We start from the raw sequence: 21,010 nt of genomic DNA, 5'->3' as shown, positions 1-21,010 counted from the left end.
AGAGTCTGAAGTTGATTCAGAATCAACAATTGATTGCGATACGGATTGTGAGCTTGAAGTAGACTCTGAATCTACAACTGACTGTGATTTAGACTGGGAATCTGAAGCGGAAGTTGATGTACTGTTAGAACCAGAGACAGAGCTGCTTGACGATTCCGAAATACTAGTTGAGGTTGAATCAACTAGTGATTTCGACTCAGATTGTGAATTTAAATCGGACATTGATGTAGACTGCGACGTACTATTTGAAACAGATGCGCTGCCTGAAAGAGAATCGTAATATTTTTGTAAACTACTAATAATGCTTTCGTTGTAAGAAGTTGAGTTGCTCAATGAAAGCTGTTGCTGCTCCTCAGCTAAAATTGAAGCCGAAATACTAGCAGAATTCTGGACCGAAGTTTGATGTGAAGCAACTATAGATTGACTCGTATCAACAGAATCACGAATGGATCCTGAGTGAAACGACCAAGCTGAATCCGCTGAATCCTCAATACTTTTATAAATAGTACTTAATGAAGTCGAAACACGGTTAAAGACCGATTGTGAATATTGATTAGAGACCGACAGCGAAAAAGGCGCCTCTGATGCAGATTTACTCGAAGAAGCCACATTTGAAGCTTGGATTTCTCTTGATTTACTGCGGTTAACTCCAAATATACCCCAGGAATCGTTATAATCTTTAGTTGATTTTGAAGTGCTAAATTCGTATGAATTACGAAAACTCTGACTTTTTTGTAATGAAAAACTTTGAGATGCTATTACACTGTTACGATTAGTTGAATTAAGCAGAAAATGACGGTCTGCTTCAATCGAATCAGAATATGAGGCCTGCTCATCATTGATGGACTGTTCTCGTGACTCACTATTACTAATGCTTGCAGAGATAGAGTCATCTTGCTGTGAATCCGCCTCCCGACTGAATGATTCACTCTGTGATAATGACGAATTCGCAGATCCAATTAAACTATCAGAAATCGAAGTACTGAGCGAAGAAAACTCTGCTGATTGGCTCGGAGTAACTACCTGAGAACCATAGCTGGCTGACATACTTGTAGAAAGTGAAGTAACCAATGATGTACCCAAACTTGCTGAAGCAGACGTTGACAGCGAACTATCAATAACATCCCTGTTTTGAAGAAACTGAGAGCGAACGTTAGAGAAGCTGGCAGTTGCCTTACCACCAACGTTATTTTGATAGTCTTCATTGGCATCAGTAATCATGCGCCCAACCTGACTATTTTTTTCCACATTCAAAATCCGCAGGAATTTATCAGAAATAAACTGGGCTAGCCCAGTTGTGTCAATTCCTACATTAAAGTACATGGTATCGCCAGGTTGAAATCCAAATGCTCGTGGATCGAATTTAAAACTAAGCTGACCATTATCAGGAGTGGCCCGCTGTGCGCCAATTTGTTGCCAACCATCTTCATTAGGGTCCCAGATATACAAATTAACTTTCAGCTCACCCAAGAAGTTGAGCCATCCTTGATCGGTCTTAATATGGACCGTTCCGGTGAGCTCATCGTAATAATAGTTACCATCTCGCAAAGCGTCTGAGATATTCATGGCCATGCCAAAATCAGCCAAACTAGTATTTTGTTTCCTTAAGGCATCGTTAATTTTCCGCATGAAATCATCAAATGATGAATTATCACCGACAATCGCATCCGGTCGTTGCTGATCTTGAGATTGCATCAACGTCATGGTGGAAATTTGGTTGGCTTCTCGTTGCTTTATCGTACTATTATTGTCATCATCAACTTGTGAAGCACTTTGACTAGAACTTGTCGATAAACTCTCTGAATCACTGGTTACGTCAGATCGATCATCATTACTATCAAGCAAACTATTCGAGACACTGGTTTCATCGTGATCCGTAGCCGTTTCGCTAGCTTCCCGTTTGTCTTGACCGTCGTCAGTAACTTGACTCATGGACTGCTCAGCTTGGCTATTAGATTGACTAACTTCAGCTGTACTATTCGAATAAGATTGACTGGTCGAGGTACTAGTGCTGGAGCCAGAAGTCGACTGCTCCTGCTGTTCAGACTGCGACTGGCTGTAACTCGTCATACTAATCGTTGACGTCGTTTCACTATGCGACTGCTGGCTAGCATTAACCTGATTACTAACACTTCGACTATTGTTTAAATTCAACTGACTCTCAGTCGTTGATTCGGCCTGGCTCGTACTATTTGAATCTGTTTGGTTCGTCGTAGCATTACTCGACTCATCATTACTATCACTTCCAGAAGGCAACGTAGTCTGTCGCTGATTTACCAATAAATCCTTACTCTTCGCAGTAACAGTTTGCGTCGTATCTGCCATGACTGCCCCAGAACTAACAAATAAGCCCGCTACCACTCCGCTCAAACTCGAAGTTCCAGCAATCAGCCATCTTTTGCGGGATTTATACATTCTGTAACGAACTTTTTTATTGTTTTCATATAATTGTTTGGCTCGTTGTTGTTTAAATCGGCTCATTTTAAATCATCACCTCCATAATATAATGATTTAATTCGGACTTAATTTAGCTATCTGCTAATTATAAGTAATAAAAAATCCAATTGCAATTATTAGCAGACCTTTTTTGGTTTCTTTTAAAAAATATTAAATACTATGAACATTTTTACCTATAATGCACAAAAAAGGATTGCTATAAAAATAGCAATCCTTTTAATTACGCTACTTTGTAAATTCTAGGTTACTCCAGAATTGATTGTTAGCAGCATCGGAATTGTAATTCTTCAGTTTACTGTTAACGGGCACCCAGTCAGTTCTGTATGTTTCTGGCACGTAGGCTGCCTGATCATTCATGTATCGTTGCCACTTACTGTACTGTTGTTTTCGGTAATTCTTATTCCACGACTGCTCATTGTTTAGACTATTCAAGAGTTTCGTGTTTTCTGGAGTACTGAAGTGACCCATATTATAGGCCGCATCAGCTCCGTAAAGTTGCGTTGGAGTTGGTTCTGAACCGACTGACCAACTTGCAGCGTAAATATCCATCTTATCCTGTTTTGGTGCCTGCAAAGCTTCGTAGAAACTATTCATTTCCATTGGCTTGCCTCCGGCGTACTTCACATTCAAGCCAATTTTACGCCAATTTTGAACATAGGAATCCATTGTTGCTTCAACTGTTTTTGAGGACTGCATAACCCCAAAGTTAATTTCCAATGGCTTGCCGTTTGGCTGGGTTCGCCACTTACCCTTCTTTTTATAACCGGCTTCGTCCAGTAGTTTTTCAGCCTTCTTTTGATCAAAATTATAACCCTTAATATTTTTATCATGAACATCCTTGAAAATTGGCGGAATCAACGTGTTACCCCGCGCAGTCAATCCATGACCAAACTTTTTAGCAGGAGTATTCACATCGATGGCATACATCATAGCTTGGCGGAGTTTTTTGTTACTCATTTTCATGTTAGGATCGGTCACTTGTTGATTCGTTTTTGGATCCATGTGGCCTAGATTAAATCCAAAGTAGTTGTAACTGTTTCCTGGGTTACCAGTAATTTTATAGTCCTTCAATTTGGACACATCTGGATAGTTGCTAGCTCCCAAACCACCCAAAGTAAAATCATACTTTTTGGCTTTCAAAGCGGCAGCAATATTATTACTAGAAACCACTTGGATGTTAATGTGTTTAATTTTTGCTTGTTTACCATAGTAATACTTGTTTGGTGACCAGCTTGTAGATTCTCCTTGAACCATACTGTCAAGCTTGTAAGGACCCGTAAAGATTGGTTTCTTACGAATCTGTGGTGCTGAAGTCAACTTATCAATAGGAACATCCTTAATGTAAGCATATGGTTCTACGGAACCCCAGATAAAGCTGTTCCCCGCATACTGCATCGAAGGAGTTACTCGGTCAACGTGAATCACGACTTTTTTACCGTTTTCTCCCTCGGGCATCTCAATCCCAGAAATCGTTTTAGCGGTTCCCGCATGGTAATCGGCCATTCCCTTGATATTTTCAAAATCAGAACTGTACTGCTGAGACTTAGTGTTAGGGTTAGCAATTATCTCGTAGGGGTATTCAATGTCCTTGGCCGTTACCGGACTTCCGTTCGACCACTTAGCATTTTTTCGCAACGTAATTGTCACAGTTTGCCGATTCCGGTCAATTCGCTGGTTAGCCATACCACCATCGATAATCTTATAATCACTATCCGTTTTAAACAATGAATTAACCGAACCAGGCTGTTCCCCACCAGGAGAAAACACATCTGAATCTTCGGCGTTAGTTGACAAAGTCGGAGATGAAATCCCGGCAAACGGTGAATTATTCACCTCTGCAAGCTTTAAAGTACCCTGATTTGCCTTACTATCACTGCTTCCCTGTGCACTATAACTCGGTTTCAATTTATTGGGGTTGACGGTTGCATTTTGATCATTTGAACATGCCGCCAACGTCAACGGTACGACAGTCATTGCCACCATGGCTGCCCATTTTCGATATTTGTTCATTTTCCTACTCCCTTCAAATCGCTAATCAATTTGTTGACTAGCATTCAATGTCCGACGAATCACTTGCCCAACATAACTAATTGCTAAACACAGCAAGATAATCTCAACAGCAGCAAACAACCATGTCCACCAATACTGCGTAATATTCTCTGGATCAGTTGCATTGGCAATCAACGTTCCTAATGAGGGGGTCCCATTTGGAAGTCCAAAACCTAAAAACGATAGACCAGTTTCAACTCCAATATTTTCAGCAAATGAGAGAGTTGTATCTACAATAATTAAAGAAGAAATATTCGGTAAAATCTCACGGAACATAATCTTTAAATTGCTACTACCAGCCGTTTTTGAAGCCGTCACGTAATCCTTTTGTGACTCTGCCAAAGTTCTCGATCGAATCAGTCGCGAAGTGCCCATCCAATAAAACAAAGACAAAATCAACGTTAGCGTAATCGCGTTATATTGCGGGATGATTGTCACAATTACGATAATGGTCATCAACATCGGAATAATCATCATAAAGTCATACAAACGTTGCATAGTGAGGTCAACCAAGCCACCAAAGAAGCCTGAAACTAATCCGTACACCACTCCAAAGGTCGAAGAGATGGCTGTCAGTCCAAGTGCAATGCAAATCGAATTTCGTGATCCCACGATCAGTTGCTGCGCAATCGAACGCCCACTGGAATCCGCTCCTAACAAATAATCAGAAAAGGGGGGCGAATTGTAAGCCATGATGTCAACATTCATTGCTTTGCCAGTGTCCACAAACCAGGAGCCCACTACAACGAAGACAATAAATCCAACAATTGCAATCAATGAAATCAATGCGGCACGATCTCGTTTAAACTGGTGCCACATAATCTTGGCACTGCTTGGAGTTGCCTCTTGTTCAGCTTCTTTAGTCAATCTATCCAACTCAGCCGCGGAAATTTGGCTCTGTGAATCAAATGAACTTGCCATACTTGCTCACCTCCTTCTTATTCAACCCGAATCCGCGGATCAATGACTGCCAAAACCACATCAGAAATCAATGTCCCTAAAAGATTCAAGAAACCGTATAACAAAACCAACGCAGTGATTACCGTATAGTCACGATAATTGACGGCATTCAAGAACAGCAAACCCATTCCGGGATAAGAGAACACCATTTCAGTAAAAATCGAGCCGGCCAGTAATCCAGTAATTGAATACCCTGAGAAAGCTGCGATTGGTAACAATGAATTCCGAAAGATATGATGCCGGTAGATATCTTTCATCGGAATTCCCTTTGATTTAGCAGTTTTCACATAAGCCGAATGCTTAGCGTCAATCACCTCAGAGCGCAGATATTGCACAATGTTCACTGTTCCGAACAAGGCTCCTAGTAATCCGGGTAGAATGATATGAGTTAGGCGAGAAATCACGGTCCCAAAGCCGGTGGCAGTAGGAGAAATCGACCCAGCGGTGGGAAACAGATTAAAAAGATATCCAAAAATCCAAATGCCCAGCACTAGGACAACGAAAAATGGAATTGCCATCGTAACGTAGGTATAAACCCTAACCAAGTTATCCTGCCATTTTCCTTCGTGCTTACCGGCATAAACCCCCAAGGGTAAAGCAATCATGTAAGTCATAATCATGGTAAACAGCGCTAACCAAAGAGTATTTAATCCTCGTTGTTGAATCAGTCCGACGACCGGTTCTTTATACTCGTAGCTCATGCCTAAATCACCATGAAACAGATGGACAACCCAATTCCAATATTGCTGGTACCACGGATCATACAGACCATTGGCTTGCATTAAATGATGGATTTGTTGCGGACTAGATTTGGGATTGATTGACCCTAGAAAGGGATCCCCTGGCATTGCCTTCGCTAGTAAAAACACCAGCATGCTCAAAATAATCAACTCAGGAATCATGATTAAAAAACGGCGTAAAATTGTTTTCCACATGGCTAGTGCTCCTCTCTCTGTAAGATTTTATGGCGAAGCGCTTCGTTAGGTGGCAACGAAACCCAGTGGGTCTCAGAAACTTGCACGAGGGGAAAAGCCTGCCCTTGTTGATCGTAGTACTGGTGCTTGTCTTGATGGTATTTTTGATTCATAGCCAACCGCGCCTCGCGATGTTGTTCGCGATGGTCAACATCCGTTTGTGGAATTGCTTCCAACAACTGCTTCGTATAGATGTGGATTGGATGTTGATAAATATCCGCTCGGGTTCCAATTTCAACAATCTCACCACGAGTCATGATGGCAATTCGATCACACATATGGCGAATAACTCCCAAATCATGTGATATAAACAGATAAGAAATGCCAAATTCAGCTTGAATTTTTTTCATAAAATTCAAGACCTGTGCTTGTACAGATAGATCCAAGGCAGAAACTGGCTCGTCCGCAATGATTAATTTCGGATGAGTAGCTACTGCTCGCGCAATTCCAATTCGTTGTTGCTGCCCTCCAGAAAACTGGTGCGGATATTTATATAGAGCATCCGGTGATAGCCCAACAATATCTAGTAGCTGTAGCACCCGCAGTTTCAAATCATTTTTACTCAGATTTTCAAAATTACGCAGGGGCTCACTAATAATGGAAGCAATTCGCTTTTGCGGGTTCAAACTTGAAAATGAATCTTGAAAAATCATTTGAACATCACGCCGAAAGTCTTGATGTTGTCGTTTAGCAACCTTAGTAACGTCATGCCCTTGATAGCTAATCGTGCCCCCCGTTTGGGGTTCTAATCCCAAAATGGCCCGACCAGTTGTTGATTTTCCAGATCCAGATTCACCCACCAATCCAAAGGTCTCACCTTGATTGATTGAGAAACTCACATCGCGAACTGCCTGAATTTCGTCCAATTTTCGATTAAAAAAGCCGCCACGCACCGGAAAATATACTTGTAAATCCTTAACCGTTAGTAAGCTCATGCGCGCTGATCCTCCTTAAAATAAAATTGACGATAACAGGTACAACGCACCTGATGTCCGTCCCCTAAATCGTGCATAACGGGTAAGTCTTCATGCGCACTTGCCGGAATCCATGGAATTCGAGGGGCAAAGCGATCGCCAGTTGCTGGCATCTTTTGTAAAGATGGAACATTCCCCTGAATGACATAGAGATCATCAGTTGCATTATCAATCTGAGGAATCGATCGTAACAGTGACCGCGTATAAGGATGCTGGGGTTCCTTGAAAATTTGTTGCACCGAGCCACTCTCCACAATTTGGCCAGCATACATCACGGCCACCCGGTCGGCCGTCTCAGCAACTACGCCCAAGTCATGGGTAATTAAGATAATGCTGGTATGGTTTTCTTGTTGAACTCGTCGCAATAAATCTAAGATTTGTGCTTGAATCGTCACGTCTAGCGCCGTTGTTGGCTCATCGGCAATGATCAAATCTGGTTTACAAGCCACTGCCATTGCAATCATGACTCGCTGTCGCATTCCTCCAGATAACTGATGCGGAAACTGGCGTGCCGTGCGTTTGGGATCATGAATTCCAACTTCTGCCAATAACTTCAAAACTCGTTGATATCGCTCCGTCTTACTCAAATCGGTGTGATAAGCCATCACCTCATCAATCTGGTTAGCAATTCGTTTTAACGGATTAAGTGCCGATAACGGGTCTTGAAAAATCATACTAAGCTTAAGTCCTCGAATCTCGTCATAACCTGTTTCCGTGAGCTTGGTGAGTTCTTGTCCTTCAAAGACAGCTGATCCACTGACTTTGCTATCATGTTCATCTAGCAATCCCATGATGGTGTTTGCAAAAGTACTTTTGCCACAGCCGGATTCACCTACGATTGCTAAGAATTCACCAGGATTAACCGTTAAATTGACATCATCAAGCGCTTGGTAGTAGTGGTCATTAATTTTAAACGAGGTCTTTAAATGTTTTGTTACTAGCAACGGTGCTTGTGTTTTTTTCAAAATCCCCGTGCTCCTTTCGCCCAGCTCTTAATCAAAATTTAATTGTTTTTCAGTTTAAGCGTGCCTTTACCAAAATGCAATAAAAAATTGTAAATTTCTTAAAATTATTTGCTTTTAAGTGATGATTAGCTAACATCGACGTTTTAAAGTTCGTTTATTTCCGTAAAAATCGCACGGAAACCGGTTTCCATATAATTGTGATGATGACGGTCATGGGAACGCTTTCATTCGAGCTCGTTTCCAAACAATTTTAAGAAATTACCCCTCATGCGGCTCAAAATACCGAAATCAATTGTAGAAAACAGATTTAATCTTAGGAATTTCATTTACAACCGAATTCACACGGTTTATTATTAGTTAAAACTTAATTACTACTAGTAAGTTTTAACTAGACAGGAGGTAGTCCCATGAAAAGACTCAAGCACCGTAAATTCTTTTCATTTGCAATGCTTGGCGTTGTTGCTGTTGCTTTAGCTGGTTGTTCCCAACAAAGTAGTAGCAATACCCCAAGAAATAAAACGGTGGCGGTTAGTAGCAAGGACGTCATCAGTACCATGGATTCATCGCTAAATACCGACCAAATTGGATCGCAGAACCTTAATAACACCATGGAGGGGTTATATCGTTATCGTGGCAAGCAACTCAAACCAGCAATGGCCACTTCAATTGCCCAACCTACCAATAATGGAACGGTTTATAACATTAATCTCCGTCATGCTAAGTGGTCAAATGGCGATCCGGTCACAGCACATGACTTTGTCTATGCTTGGCGACGAATTGTTGATCCTAAGACTGGCTCACAGTATTCCTACATCTACAGTGGCATTAAAAATGCCGATGCAATTGTAGCCGGAAAAAAGAAACCAGATACTCTCGGTATCAAAGCGTTGGGTGATCACCAATTGCAGATTACCCTGGAACATCCGATTCCTTACTTCAACACCCTTGTGACTGGGAGTCAGTTTCTTCCAATCAACCAACGTTCGATTAAAAAAGCCGGCAATACTTATGGAATCAGTAGTAAAGAAATGGCCTTTAACGGACCTTACAAGCTAGTTAACTGGAAGGTGGGCGACACCGAATGGACAGAAGTTAAAAATCATTCCTACTGGAACGCACGCCATGTTCAGCCTAAAGCCATCAAGTACTACACGATCAAGGATCCAAATACCGGGCTCAATCTTTACGATACTAATCAAATGGATCGCTATCAGGACATCTCCGGCGATTCTGCCCGACAGCTTTCCAATCGCCACGATTTCGGCACTGATTTGACCAGTTCGACTTTCTACATCGAAATGAATCAAAAAAAGCTTCCTTACTTTAAAAATGCCAAGTTGCGGCAAGCAATTTCACTCACCATCAATCGAGACGAGCTTTCAAACAATGTCCTTGGAAAAACCGGAACCGCATCTCACAGCATTGTTCCGCGCGACATGACTCATCACAAAGCCACGGGGACTGATTTTGTCAAAGAGCCAAGCGCCCTTGCCGACCAGCAATATACTAGTTATAATCCGAAAAAAGCAACTAAGCTTTGGCAAGAAGGTTTACAAGAAACCGGTCAAAAAGAATTAAATCTGACCATGACAACTGATGATACCGACACGGCCAAAAAACAAGCCGAATACTTACAAAACAGTTTTGAAAAAAATCTGCCTGGCTTAAAAGTAACGATTAGCAGTGTTCCCTTTAAAACTCGAATCCAACGTCAATCAACCCATGACTTCGATTTGATTGTAGCCGCTTGGAACGCTGACTACCCTGATCCAACCAACTTCATGGATCTCTTTACCACTGGTAATCCACAAAATGACGGTCAATGGAGTAACAAAGAATATGACCACTATGTAAAGGCCGCAGAAACAACTGATATCAATAATCCTGAACTCCGATGGAAAGATATGTTACAAGCTCAACATATCATCACCAAAGAACAGGGTGTGATTCCTTTGTATCAGGTCACTTCTGCCTCACTAACAAAATCAAATGTTCATAATTTCAAAATCACGCCAACCGGACTTTACGATATGGCAAGTGTGATTAAAAACTAGCGGAGGGGAGCCGTCACATGACCAGATATATTTTAAAGCGAATTTTTTATCTCTTTTTGATGTTGTTAATCATTGCTTCCATCACCTTTTTTATGATGAAAGCCTTGCCTGGGACGCCCTATACGAACCAAGCAAAATTATCACCAGAACAAATCGCCACTTTAAACCAAAAATACGGATTTAATAAACCCCTGTGGGTGCAATATTTCATGTACTTGGGGAATCTGTTGCATGGTGATTTAGGAACATCCTTTCAATTTAATAACCAACCCGTAACTCAGCTGATTGGTAACCACGTTGGCCCCTCCGTCCAACTAGGACTCCAGGCAATGATTCTTGGAACTATTTTAGGAATTATTTTAGGTAGCATTGCGGCTATCAAAAAACACAGCTGGATTGATGCCCTTACCACGATTGTTTCAATTCTGGGTCTATCAATTCCTAGTTTTGTGTTGGCAATTCTTCTTCAGTGGTTCTTTGGTTTCAAAATTCAGCTACTTCCAGTTGCCCTCTGGCATGGATTTAGTTCGTCAATCCTCCCAACGCTTGCCCTGACTGCTCTGCCTCTAGCTAGTATTGCTCGCTACATGCGGACAGAAATGGTCGATGTCTTGAGTAGTGATTACATCGAGTTGGCTCGTGCCAAGGGAGACGATAGTTCGGAAGTCATCTTAAAACATGCCATTCGGAACTCCCTAATTCCAATCATTACGGTAATCGGACCCATGGCCGTTCAGATTATGACCGGTTCAATGGTAGTGGAATCCATCTTCTCCATCCCTGGGATCGGAAATCAGTTTGTTCAGTCAATTCTAACCAATGACTACCCCACCATCATGGGGCTAACTCTCTTCTATTCATTCTTAATGGTGGTTGTCATCTTAATTACAGATATTATGTATGGAGTTATTGATCCCCGGATTCGCCTGGGAAAAGGAGGTAAGGCATAATGAGTCAGAATCAAACTTCGCCAGCAAATGGGTTTGTCTTGGCTAATCACGACCCCGCCAACTTCTCAAACGAGGGGATTAATTCGGAAACCCGCACTTATTTTCAAGACGTGCGACGCCGATTTATGCATAACAAAATTGCTATGACGTCTTTTATTATTCTATTATTGATTATTCTAGTGGCCTTTATTGGTCCATTCTTATTACCAACCGATCCCAACGCCCAAAATGTGGTTTACGCTAATTTACCCCCCAAATTTGGCAATTTAAATTTACCAGGGCTTAATGGTATGCAGGATATCGGTGGAAAAACCGTCAATGCCTATCAAGCTGCTCATGTCCCTAATGGAACTTATTACCTGTTTGGAACTGACTACCTCGGACGGGATCTTTTTGCCCGAATTCTTTATGGAACCCGGCTATCAATCATTGTTGCGTTAGTTGCAACTTTACTAGATTTAGTAATCGGAGTTCCCTATGGGATCGTCTCTGGGCTCAGCAGTGAGCGGGTAGATACTTTTATGCAACGAATCATTGAAATTATCTCATCCGTACCAGATTTGATCGTCGTAATCTTGTTATTGATCGTCTTAAAACCAGGATTGACCTCAATTATCATTGCGATTGCCTTTACAGGGTGGGTTACAATGGCACGTTTGATTCGAGCCCAGGTGTTTCAATTAAAAACTAATGAGTTCGTATTAGCTTCACAAACCTTGGGTGAATCAAAGTGGAAAATCTCGCTGCGTCATCTCGTGCCTAACCTAAGTTCAACCATCATCATTCAAACCATGTTCTCAATTCCTACTGCGATCTTCTTCGAAGCTTTCTTGAGTTTCATCGGAATCGGAATCCCCGCTCCAAATGCTTCGCTTGGAACCTTGATGAGCGATGGGCAAAAAGCCTTTCACTTCCTCCCTTATCAAATGTGGATTCCAGCGATTATCTTAAGTTTGATCATGATTACTACCAACTTACTGGGTGACGGGCTGCGAGATGCTTTTGACCCAGAATCTGATTAGAAAGGACTGTGACGATGCCAGAAAAAATTTTAGACGTTCAAAATTTAGTAGTCGATTTTACAACTCTCAATGGAACTGTCCACGCCATTCGTAACGTCAGCTTCTCGTTGAACAAGGGCGAAACCCTCGCTCTTGTGGGTGAATCCGGTTCTGGAAAATCAGTAACGGTTCGTAGCATCATCCAACTCTATGCTAAAAATGCTAAGGTTATGGGTGGTAAAGTTAATTTCCACGGAGAAAACCTCTTGCAGAAATCTCCCAAAGAAATGAATAAATTACGTGGCAAAAAGATCTCTATGATCTTTCAAGATCCGATGACTTCTCTAGATCCCACGATGACGATTGGCAAGCAGGTCGCAGAACCCCTCTTGGTGCACCACGATGCCACCAAAGAAGCAGCGTATCAACGAGCTCAAGAAGTCTTAGAGTTGGTCGGTATTCCGAACGCAAAAGCTCGGATGAAAAACTATCCCCACCAGTTTTCTGGTGGACAACGTCAACGAATCGTGATTGCGATGGCAATCATCGACAATCCAGAAATTTTAATTGCTGATGAACCAACAACTGCTCTAGATGTTACGGTACAGGCACAAATCATCAGTTTATTAAAGGATTTACAGCAACGGATTGGAACGGCAATTATCTTTATTACCCACGATCTCGGAGTGGTTGCAGGGATTGCTGATCGAGTTGCCGTGATGTATGCTGGGAAAATTATCGAATATGGGACGACGGACGAAATCTACTATAACCCCCAACACCCGTACACTTGGGGACTATTAGATTCGATGCCCACTCTTGATATTCAAGGACAACGTCTCAAAGCAATTCCAGGCTCACCAGCTAATTTAATTAATCCCCCCAAAGGGGATGCCTTTGCTCCCCGCAACCCATATGCATTAAAAATTGATAGTGAAGAAGAACCTCCTTTCTTTAAAGTTACTGATAGTCACTATGCAGCTACCTGGCTGTTGGATCCGCGGGCTCCTAAGGTAACCCCACCAGCATCCATTCAAAAACGATTTGCTAAATACACGGCATTGCGAGGTGAAGACCATGCCTAACTCAAAACAACAGCGCAAAGCAGTCATCCAAGTCCGCAACCTGAAACAATACTTTAATGCCGGAAAAAAATCAGAAGTGCGTGCTGTTGATGACATCTCATTTGATATTTATGAAGGTGAAACGCTGGGGCTCGTCGGTGAATCTGGTTCCGGAAAGACAACTACCGGGCGGAGCATCATCCGGCTATACAACCCGACTAGCGGCGAAGTAATCTTTAATGGCCAAAATATCGCTAAATTAAAAAATCGAGATTTAAAAGGCTTCCGCAAAAACATGCAGATGATTTTCCAAGATCCGTACGCTTCGCTCGATCCCCGTATGAAGGTCAAGGATATCATCGCAGAGGGCATTGATATCCATCACTTGGCAAAGGATCAAGCGGAGCGAGATCACCAAGTTGCTGAACTATTGGAAAAAGTTAATCTCAGCCCTGATTTTGCTAACCGATATCCACATGAATTTTCTGGAGGACAACGACAGAGAATCGGGATTGCCCGTGCCCTGGCGGTGCAACCAAAATTCATCATTGCTGACGAACCGATCTCAGCTCTCGATGTCTCAATCCAAGCACAGGTGGTTAACTTGCTGCAAGATATCCAGCAGGAACAAAATTTAACGTATCTCTTTATTGCCCATGATCTCTCCATGGTGAAATACATTAGTGATCGTATTGCAGTCCTCTATCTCGGAAAGATTGTTGAACTAGCCGATACCGAGGAAGTTTACAATCATCCCTTACATCCCTACACCCAGAGTTTGATTTCGGCTGTCCCCGTACCAGACCCAGAGATTGAGAAAAATCACAAAATTAAAACCTTTGATCGAAGTCAGGCTTTTCATGATGATGACCAGCTTCGTGAAGTTTTACCAGGCCATTTCTTATACTGCAACGAAGCAACGGCCGCTACATTTAAATAGTTAGAAACAAAAACACGTCCACTATCACTAGTAGACGTGTTTTTGTTTCTTGTGGCTAATCCGTAACTTAATTAATCCCAGCCTGTCGCAGCAATTCCAGCTTGCGTTTCCGACTGACGTGTTGTCGCGTAGAAAAAACGTCATAGCCGTGGCGCCGCACCTCTGCCAAAATCTCACGATAGACTAGCAGTGCGCTTAATACGGCTGCTTGTGAATCTAAATCTAGGTCAGCAATCATCCCTAATGAATCATTATAGAGTTGTTCGGCTTGCTGGGCCAGCTCTTCCCACAATGCAATGAAGTTCGGGGTAATCTGGTGCTGAGCCAACATTGTCTCTGTCACCCCGTGTGCACGCATTGCACTTTTCGGTAAATAAATGCGTCCGTTTTCAAAGTCTTCCCCGATGTCTCGGAGAATATTGGTGAGTTGCATCGCTTGTCCTAGTTGTTTCGCCGGTAGCTGTAACTGCTCGAATTTTTTTGAAAGAATTGGCAACAACAGCAAGCCAACGCTGCTTGCCACGTAATATGCATAGTCGAGCAATTGGCGATTTGAATCTGGCTGGACAAAATTATAATCTAGGCGCTGACCCGTCAACATGTCCAAAAAATACTTCGAGTCAATGGGATAAGTTTTAAACACAACGGTCAAAGCACGCCACAGTGGCTTATCAACTGCTTGCTGATGACGAAATTTTTCCAATTCAGTGGTCAATTGGTTTAACTCTTCGAGACTTTGTGCCTGATCAATCGCATCATCAGCCAATCGACAAAAAGCATAGATAGCATAAACGCTTTGATTTTTGGGGAAAGGTAATTGCGAAAATGCTAAATAAAATGATTTTGAATTGGACTTAATGATGGCTTCACACGTCGCAAAATCTGAACGTTCTGCTCGAAATAATTGGTCATTCGGCGTGATCATAGCGAAGAACCTCCTCAACAGCTAATTTAGCACTCTGCATCACGATTGGAACTCCTGCTCCTGGATGGGTACTACTACCGCAAAAATACAAATGATCAGCATACTTAAACTTGTTGTGCGGACGGTAATAATTACTCTGGCGTAGGGTTGGTTTCAAACCAAAAGTAGCTCCATTATAGGCATTGAATTTTGTTTGAAAATCTTTGGGTGTATAAAACTCTTCAAACGAAATGTGTTGCTCGATATCTTTAAAACCCGTGCGTTCCTTGATTAAGTTGATAATTTGGTTGCGGTACTTAGTCTGAACTGCTGGAGACCAATCCGCATACTTTGACAACTCCGGCACCGGTACCAAAACATAGAGCGCTTCTTTTCCAGTGGGAGCCAACGTATCATCTAAAAGGGAGGGACGATAAACATAAAATGAAGGATCAGTCGGTAAATTACCATTTTCAAACAACTCATCAATGTTTAATTTAAAATCATCCGCAAAGTAGATACTATGGAGGGCACTCGGACTATATTTTTTATCAAGCCCCAAATACATTACAAAACAAGAACACGAATATTCCATGTTTTCAATTTTGTGATTCGTATATTTACCCCGTTGACGCTCATCAGGAATCAACGACTGCATGGCATAGGGGAAGTCTGCATTACAGACGACCGCATCTGACGGCACCAAAGTGTGGTCGATTTTAACTCCAACTGCTTGGCGATTTTGAATAACCAGCTCTGAAACGGGGGTATTGTAAACAATCTGACCACCAAGTTCAGTAAACAAGCGTGCCAGAGCGGTCGCCATCGTATACATTCCTCCCTTAATAAAGTAAATTCCGTACAAAAGTTCAATCATGGGGATGATTGTATATAATGACGGACCCTGATAAGGAGAAATCCCGATGTAAAGGGTTTGAAATGCCAAGGATTTACGCAATCTTTCATCCTTAACGTATTTTGCAATTGACGAATACGCATCATTAAAGGTTTTCAATTTAACCCCGGCAAATAGTGATTTGGGATTGTAAAAGTCAGTAAAACTCCGAAATGACCGGGTCAAGAAATTGTCCTTAGCAATCAGATATCGCTGATAGATGTCACTTAAAAAGTGCAAATAACCTTGAGCATCCTCGGGTGAAATCTTTTCCAGAGTCTGAGTTAGTTGCACTAAATCATTTGAAAAAGAAAGTTCTTCCTCATCTCGAAAGAACAATTCCAGCATTGGTTCCACCTTCTGCATTGGAATGTAGTCATCAGGGTTGCGTCCACAGAAGGTAAAGATTTCACGATAAATTTCTGGCATCATCACAATCGTTGGACCAACATCAAAGGTGAAGCCCTTCGCTTTAATTTGGTTCATCTTGCCGCCCGGAGTTGCTTCTTTTTCGTAAATCGTAACTTCATAACCCAATTTTTGAAGCCGAATTGCCGCCGTTAAGCCCCCAATTCCTGCCCCTACTACGCTGATTTTTTTCATAATTGGTCGCCTCATTAAATAATGATGATTAATTAGTTTTAATCAAAAATAACCTTGATTTGTTATTAGTATCATACCACAAGCAACTCTTAAAATAGCTGTAATCCAATCTTTTCGCCGGTTTGCTAACAAAAAACCGTTAGTTTCATTTCGCAAGAAACAACGGTTAGTAATGCTCTATTTAATTAATTGTTGTCGTTGATTATAAAAGCTCTGATACCCCAAGTAACACCCAATCATCGAACTAATCGAGGTAATCCCCAATAACATGAAAGTCACCATAATTTGATATTTAATGGCCAGGACTGGATCCGCGCCAGCAAAAATCATCCCAGACATCATCCCAGGTAAAGCGACTAATCCGACTGTCTTAGCAGTATCAATCGTCGGTTGCAATCCGGTTTTAATTGCATCTCGAATAATTCCTTTGCTAGCTGTCATCGGACTAGCACCGAGTGCTAACATCTCCAAAATCTGAGAACGCCGATCGGTGAACATCGAGTTCATCGTACGGAAGCACAACCCCATTGCAACCATGGAATTGCTGACAATCATACCGGTTAAAGGAATAATTTGCGATGGAATGAATTTTACGGCTCCAGCAAAGACCAGCACTAGTAAAATTACTAAGGTGCTCGTCGCAATTGCTAACAGAGAAATCGGAAAGGAATTTTTTAAATCGTTGCTCCGTCCTTTCGCATTATAAGCTCCGTTAAAAATAATAACTAAAATCAGCAGTAACGTTAATAGCCAGCTATCAACGCGGAAAACATACTTTAAAACGTAACCCACCACGAAGAGTTGGATAACACAACGAAACGTCGCAATAATCAAGTCCTTGGCAATCCCTAATTTTTCGCGATATCCAATCCAGAGTGCTAAACCGACAAAGACTCCGGTTAATCCAAGCGCCGTATTGGAGACAATCAGATTATTCATGTTGATCCACCTCCACTAGTTTGCCGTCTGCCAACCGGTAAAGGTTATGGGCATGTTTCAATTCTTCCTCATCGTGGGTAATCATGATGACGGATAGTTGATGACGGTCGTTAAAATAATCAATCATTTTATGAACACTCCCTTTACTATCACTATCCAAACCAGTCGTCACCTCATCCATAATCAGAACTTCTGGCACAAACATGACATTTCGTAAAAGAGCAACGCGCTGCTTTTCCCCTCCAGAAAGGCTCGTAATCTCACGATCAAGATCACTAGCTCCCAAATCAACGGTTTGCAACGCCTTAACCGCATGCTGCTCATCAAATGGTTTCTTTCGTAACTGATAAGGAAAAGCTAAGTTCTCTCTAACTGTCTTGCCAAACAGCGTTGGTTGTTGAACGGCATACGAGACCCGCCGTCGATAAGCAATCGGATCTAGTGTTTCGATATCTTGGTCATCAAATGTAATCGTTCCGGAAGTTGGCTCGAGAAGGGAAGCCAGTAAACGCACAAAAGTTGATTTACCGCTTCCTGATGGTCCTGTAATGGTAACAATCTCCTGCTTTTCAAGCGACCAGTCGATTCCATTAATGATCGACCGTCCCATCGCTTGATAGGTCAAGTTGCTTGTTGCTAACTGTGGCATAATACTCTCCATTCTTTTGAAATACAAAATAATTATACGCTATTTCAAATTTCATTCCAACGTGAATCCAGGTCAGCGCCTATTATCCTACGTCACTCGCCCTAGAAATGATATAATTAACTAGTATCGATTTAATAAGGAGTAACGATGAAAAAACGGATTTCAAATCGACCCACTAACAGTTCCACTGTCCAGGTCAAACTAAACCAACGTGTCACGATCACCATCAAACGACTCGGAATTAATGGCGAAGGCGTCGGTTACTACCGTCGAAAATTGATTTTCATTCCCGGCGCCCTCCCGCACGAGCTAGTTCAAGCCCAGATTACGGAAATCAATCCCACCTATTTACGTGCCAGTATTATCCAAATCGACAAAAAAAGCGCGTTTCGGGTTTCGCCTCGAGATGCCTATGCCGGAAAGGTTGGTGGGTTTGAACTAGAAGCGCTGGCCTATCCACAACAACTTGAGTTTAAGAGAGACCTCGTTAAGCAAGCCCTGCGGCGCTATCATCCGCGCGGTTTTGAAAAATATGAGGTGCGCCCAACCATTGGCATGACTAACCCTTACGAATACCGCAACAAAGCCCAGTTCCAAGTTCGAACCACCGCGACCGGGCACGTGATTGCTGGTCTGTACAAAGCGGGCACTCATGAGGTGGTTGATTTGCCGACCTGTTCGGTTCAAGACCCGATGACGATGCAAGTCATGCGAAAAGTGGTTGCTCTGATTGAAGACCTGCAGATTCCAACCTTTGAACCAAAAAATCACTCAGGTATTATCAAAACCATCGTGGTTCGGGCTGCCCAGTTTACCAATGATGTTCAGCTCGTTTTAATTACCAATACTCCCAAACTAGTTAAAAAACAGCCGCTTTTGGAACGAATTTCCGCGGAAATCCCCGAAGTTACCTCAGTAATGCAAAACATTAACCCCGGTGACAGTCCGCTTATCTGGGGCGATGAGACCCGTCATTTAGCTGGTAGCAACACGATTACTGAAAAAATCAATGGGCTAAGCTTTAATATCTCGGCACGCGCCTTTCTCCAGCTAAATTCTCATATGACTCCTAAACTATATCAGCTTGCTAGTGAGGCTCTTGAGTTACATCAAGAAGATCGCCTGGTAGATGCCTATGCCGGGGTCGGTACCATTGGAATCTACCTGGCAGATCAAGTTAAAGAGGTTCGGGGAATGGAAACCATTACTGAGGCTGTAGCCGATGCTAATCAAAATGCAGAAAAAAACCAGCGACAAAATGCCCACTACTATGTGGGAAAGGCTGAGGAACTCTTGTTTGACTGGTCTGCCGAAGGCTGGACGCCCACGGCACTTGTGGTCGATCCACCCCGTGCTGGTTTAGAGAATCGTTTGTTACAAACCATTTTAAAACTCAAACCCGCAAAGTTCGTCTATATTTCTTGTAACCAATCAACTTTAGCGCAAAACTTGGTTGAGCTCAGTAAGGTTTATCGTGTTGACTATCTTCAGCCGGTTGACATGATGCCGCAGACCCCCCATGTTGAAATCGTAGTGAAATTTACTCGTAAATAGGAGAAGTTTGTATGAATCCATTTAATTTTAACTTTGGCGATGATAATGATCAGGACAACTTATTAAAAATCATCCCACCAAACTATGCCGTTGTGAAAAATGATCGAGGTCAAATCCGCGTCAATAAAGTGGGACTATCATTTACTTGCTTATTCTTTTGTAATTTACCCGCAATTTTTCGCGCTGACTGGTATAACTTCTTTTGTATGATTGGCGTTGAACTTTTTGGTGCGATGTTATTAACATACGCAACTGGCGTCAATTTATATACCGCCGCATCCAGTTTGACCTTCTTTTTTTCACTACTTTGGACTGGCATTTACAATCTCATGTACTTTCGGCATCTCCAGAATCTAGGTTACAAACCCGTTGACGAACGATCCGCTAATTTACTAAAATCTCGCCGTTACTTTAAATAAAAACCAATGGAATTTAAAAATCCATTGGTTTTTTTGTTACCAGCCTTAATGTTTGCGACGCTTATAAACAAACCTACCGATCAGTCCTAACAGTGCAAATCCAAGCACTGCCATAAGGGTCGTTGTATGTTCCCCAGTCTTTGGCAACAAGGCGGAGGCTTTTTCACCTTGTTGTGCTGGTTTAGCAGGTGCTGATTGTGGATGTTGCACTGCCGTAGCTCTTCCAACCTTGGGTGTCGGTTGTTCGTAAGGTGGCTTTAGCAACTCCCGCTCAGCTCCTTGTTGCTGATTTTCGCTTTCTCCTACCGGATGGTGGTCATCAGTAGTGGGCTGCTCATCTACACCTTCTGGCGTCAAAACCGCCCGAACATGAACAAAGACCGTAACGGTTTGCCCATCACTAGCCGTCAAAACAACGGGGTAAATCCCAACCTGTTGCGGATTAACCTGACTAATATCAACGGTTATTAGTAATTCCTTGCCATCCCGATCGGTTGCTCTGGCGCCGTAGTCACTTGGGCTCGTAGGAACCTCATCGCCAATGCTGATGGTAATATCATTACCCGTCAGTCCCTGCTGATTTGCCAACACCGTTACTTGTACGATCTTCGTTTGACCATCAGCAGTAGTTAACGTCACATCATACGTTCCTGGCTTTT

General features: G+C 42.4%; 18 protein-coding genes. 7 read left to right on the top strand and 11 right to left on the bottom strand.

Annotated features, from left to right (window positions below; all coding sequences use genetic code 11):
* The 6 genes from B808_RS05890 to B808_RS05865 all read right to left on the bottom strand — a co-directional run.
* A partial coding sequence (locus tag B808_RS05890) for a KxYKxGKxW signal peptide domain-containing protein (RefSeq protein WP_035422496.1) occupies window positions 1-2,481 on the bottom strand: 2,481 nt, incomplete at its 3' end.
* 201 nt (window positions 2,482-2,682) lie between these two features.
* The gene (locus B808_RS05885) at window positions 2,683-4,467 is read right to left on the bottom strand and encodes an oligopeptide ABC transporter substrate-binding protein (RefSeq protein ID WP_009167097.1); all 1,785 of its coding nucleotides are present in this window, start codon (window positions 4,465-4,467) and stop codon (window positions 2,683-2,685) included.
* 21 nt (window positions 4,468-4,488) lie between these two features.
* The gene (locus B808_RS05880) at window positions 4,489-5,427 is read right to left on the bottom strand and encodes an ABC transporter permease (protein WP_009167098.1); all 939 of its coding nucleotides are present in this window, start codon (window positions 5,425-5,427) and stop codon (window positions 4,489-4,491) included.
* A gap of 17 nt (window positions 5,428-5,444) precedes the next feature.
* Window positions 5,445-6,401, bottom strand: a complete 957-nt coding sequence (locus B808_RS05875; protein WP_009167099.1) for an ABC transporter permease — start codon at window positions 6,399-6,401, stop codon at window positions 5,445-5,447.
* Between the two features lie 2 nt (window positions 6,402-6,403).
* Window positions 6,404-7,375: an ATP-binding cassette domain-containing protein gene (locus B808_RS05870; RefSeq protein ID WP_009167100.1), complete on the bottom strand. Its 972-nt coding sequence runs from the start codon at window positions 7,373-7,375 to the stop codon at window positions 6,404-6,406.
* Window positions 7,372-8,379, bottom strand: coding sequence for an ABC transporter ATP-binding protein (locus tag B808_RS05865; protein ID WP_009167101.1), 1,008 nt, complete (start codon window positions 8,377-8,379; stop codon window positions 7,372-7,374). Before B808_RS05865 ends, B808_RS05870 begins: the two co-directional genes overlap by 4 nt.
* A 407-nt stretch (window positions 8,380-8,786) precedes the next feature.
* On the opposite strand from B808_RS05865, the gene B808_RS05860 reads away from it, so the two are divergent.
* From B808_RS05860 to B808_RS05840, 5 genes are read left to right on the top strand one after another with little or no spacing between them, the layout of a single operon-like run.
* Entirely contained in the window at window positions 8,787-10,433 is a 1,647-nt protein-coding gene (locus tag B808_RS05860; RefSeq protein ID WP_009167102.1) for a peptide ABC transporter substrate-binding protein, read from the top strand.
* Between the two features lie 17 nt (window positions 10,434-10,450).
* Window positions 10,451-11,383 carry an oligopeptide ABC transporter permease gene (opp3b, locus tag B808_RS05855; protein ID WP_035422495.1) on the top strand — a complete coding sequence of 311 codons (933 nt, stop codon included), beginning with the start codon at window positions 10,451-10,453 and terminating at the stop codon, window positions 11,381-11,383.
* Complete coding sequence (locus B808_RS05850; protein WP_009167104.1) at window positions 11,383-12,405, top strand: ABC transporter permease; 1,023 nt, start codon at window positions 11,383-11,385, stop codon at window positions 12,403-12,405. Before opp3b ends, B808_RS05850 begins: the two co-directional genes overlap by 1 nt.
* 14 nt (window positions 12,406-12,419) lie before the next feature.
* A complete protein-coding gene (locus B808_RS05845) occupies window positions 12,420-13,469 on the top strand; it encodes an ABC transporter ATP-binding protein (protein WP_009167105.1) in 1,050 nt (349 codons plus the stop codon).
* A complete protein-coding gene (locus B808_RS05840) occupies window positions 13,462-14,388 on the top strand; it encodes an ABC transporter ATP-binding protein (protein WP_035422494.1) in 927 nt (308 codons plus the stop codon). The genes B808_RS05845 and B808_RS05840 overlap by 8 nt, the downstream gene beginning before the upstream one ends.
* A gap of 67 nt (window positions 14,389-14,455) precedes the next feature.
* Here the strand turns inward: B808_RS05840 and B808_RS05835 are convergent, their stop codons facing one another.
* From B808_RS05835 to B808_RS05820, 4 genes are all read right to left on the bottom strand, one after another.
* Window positions 14,456-15,313 carry a phytoene/squalene synthase family protein gene (locus tag B808_RS05835; protein WP_035422493.1) on the bottom strand — a complete coding sequence of 286 codons (858 nt, stop codon included), beginning with the start codon at window positions 15,311-15,313 and terminating at the stop codon, window positions 14,456-14,458.
* A complete protein-coding gene (locus B808_RS05830) occupies window positions 15,297-16,790 on the bottom strand; it encodes a phytoene desaturase family protein (RefSeq protein ID WP_035422491.1) in 1,494 nt (497 codons plus the stop codon). The genes B808_RS05835 and B808_RS05830 overlap by 17 nt, the downstream gene beginning before the upstream one ends.
* Before the next feature lie 177 nt (window positions 16,791-16,967).
* Window positions 16,968-17,729 (bottom strand): ABC transporter permease, encoded by a 762-nt coding sequence (locus B808_RS05825; protein ID WP_009167109.1) that lies wholly within the window; start codon window positions 17,727-17,729, stop codon window positions 16,968-16,970.
* Window positions 17,722-18,378: an ABC transporter ATP-binding protein gene (locus tag B808_RS05820; protein ID WP_009167110.1), complete on the bottom strand. Its 657-nt coding sequence runs from the start codon at window positions 18,376-18,378 to the stop codon at window positions 17,722-17,724. The genes B808_RS05825 and B808_RS05820 overlap by 8 nt, the downstream gene beginning before the upstream one ends.
* 147 nt (window positions 18,379-18,525) lie before the next feature.
* Here B808_RS05820 and rlmD point away from each other — a divergent pair, with 147 nt between their 5' ends.
* Both rlmD and B808_RS05810 read left to right on the top strand, forming a co-directional pair.
* Window positions 18,526-19,932 (top strand): 23S rRNA (uracil(1939)-C(5))-methyltransferase RlmD, encoded by a 1,407-nt coding sequence (gene rlmD, locus B808_RS05815; protein ID WP_009167111.1) that lies wholly within the window; start codon window positions 18,526-18,528, stop codon window positions 19,930-19,932.
* 11 nt (window positions 19,933-19,943) lie between these two features.
* Window positions 19,944-20,351, top strand: a complete 408-nt coding sequence (locus B808_RS05810) for a hypothetical protein (RefSeq protein ID WP_035422489.1) — start codon at window positions 19,944-19,946, stop codon at window positions 20,349-20,351.
* Window positions 20,352-20,396: 45 nt separating this feature from the next.
* Here B808_RS05810 and B808_RS05805 read toward each other — a convergent pair.
* Window positions 20,397-21,010, bottom strand: a 614-nt coding sequence (locus B808_RS05805; protein ID WP_035422487.1) for an LPXTG cell wall anchor domain-containing protein, incomplete at its 5' end; no start/stop codon positions are given.

Source organism: Fructilactobacillus florum 8D (assembly GCF_000512295.1).
In the GTDB taxonomy this organism is placed as follows: domain Bacteria; phylum Bacillota; class Bacilli; order Lactobacillales; family Lactobacillaceae; genus Fructilactobacillus; species Fructilactobacillus florum.
Note: the sequence above shows the minus strand (reverse complement) of the source record. Positions and strands in the feature narration are given on the sequence as shown.

Bases quoted from the DNA above. Each gene is read 5' to 3' on its own strand.
- B808_RS05850 (WP_009167104.1), top strand. From the start codon at position 11,383: ATGAGTCAGAATCAAACTTCGCCAGCAAATGGGTTTGTCTTGGCTAAT.
- B808_RS05810 (WP_035422489.1), top strand. From the start codon at position 19,944: ATGAATCCATTTAATTTTAACTTTGGCGATGATAATGATCAGGACAAC.
- B808_RS05880 (WP_009167098.1), bottom strand. From the start codon at position 5,427: ATGGCAAGTTCATTTGATTCACAGAGCCAAATTTCCGCGGCTGAGTTG.
- B808_RS05835 (WP_035422493.1), bottom strand. From the start codon at position 15,313: ATGATCACGCCGAATGACCAATTATTTCGAGCAGAACGTTCAGATTTT.
- B808_RS05875 (WP_009167099.1), bottom strand. From the start codon at position 6,401: ATGTGGAAAACAATTTTACGCCGTTTTTTAATCATGATTCCTGAGTTG.
- B808_RS05820 (WP_009167110.1), bottom strand. From the start codon at position 18,378: ATGCCACAGTTAGCAACAAGCAACTTGACCTATCAAGCGATGGGACGG.
- B808_RS05840 (WP_035422494.1), top strand. From the start codon at position 13,462: ATGCCTAACTCAAAACAACAGCGCAAAGCAGTCATCCAAGTCCGCAAC.
- B808_RS05870 (WP_009167100.1), bottom strand. From the start codon at position 7,375: ATGAGCTTACTAACGGTTAAGGATTTACAAGTATATTTTCCGGTGCGT.
- B808_RS05860 (WP_009167102.1), top strand. From the start codon at position 8,787: ATGAAAAGACTCAAGCACCGTAAATTCTTTTCATTTGCAATGCTTGGC.
- B808_RS05885 (WP_009167097.1), bottom strand. From the start codon at position 4,467: ATGAACAAATATCGAAAATGGGCAGCCATGGTGGCAATGACTGTCGTA.
- opp3b (WP_035422495.1), top strand. From the start codon at position 10,451: ATGACCAGATATATTTTAAAGCGAATTTTTTATCTCTTTTTGATGTTG.
- B808_RS05825 (WP_009167109.1), bottom strand. From the start codon at position 17,729: ATGAATAATCTGATTGTCTCCAATACGGCGCTTGGATTAACCGGAGTC.
- B808_RS05845 (WP_009167105.1), top strand. From the start codon at position 12,420: ATGCCAGAAAAAATTTTAGACGTTCAAAATTTAGTAGTCGATTTTACA.
- B808_RS05830 (WP_035422491.1), bottom strand. From the start codon at position 16,790: ATGAAAAAAATCAGCGTAGTAGGGGCAGGAATTGGGGGCTTAACGGCG.
- rlmD (WP_009167111.1), top strand. From the start codon at position 18,526: ATGAAAAAACGGATTTCAAATCGACCCACTAACAGTTCCACTGTCCAG.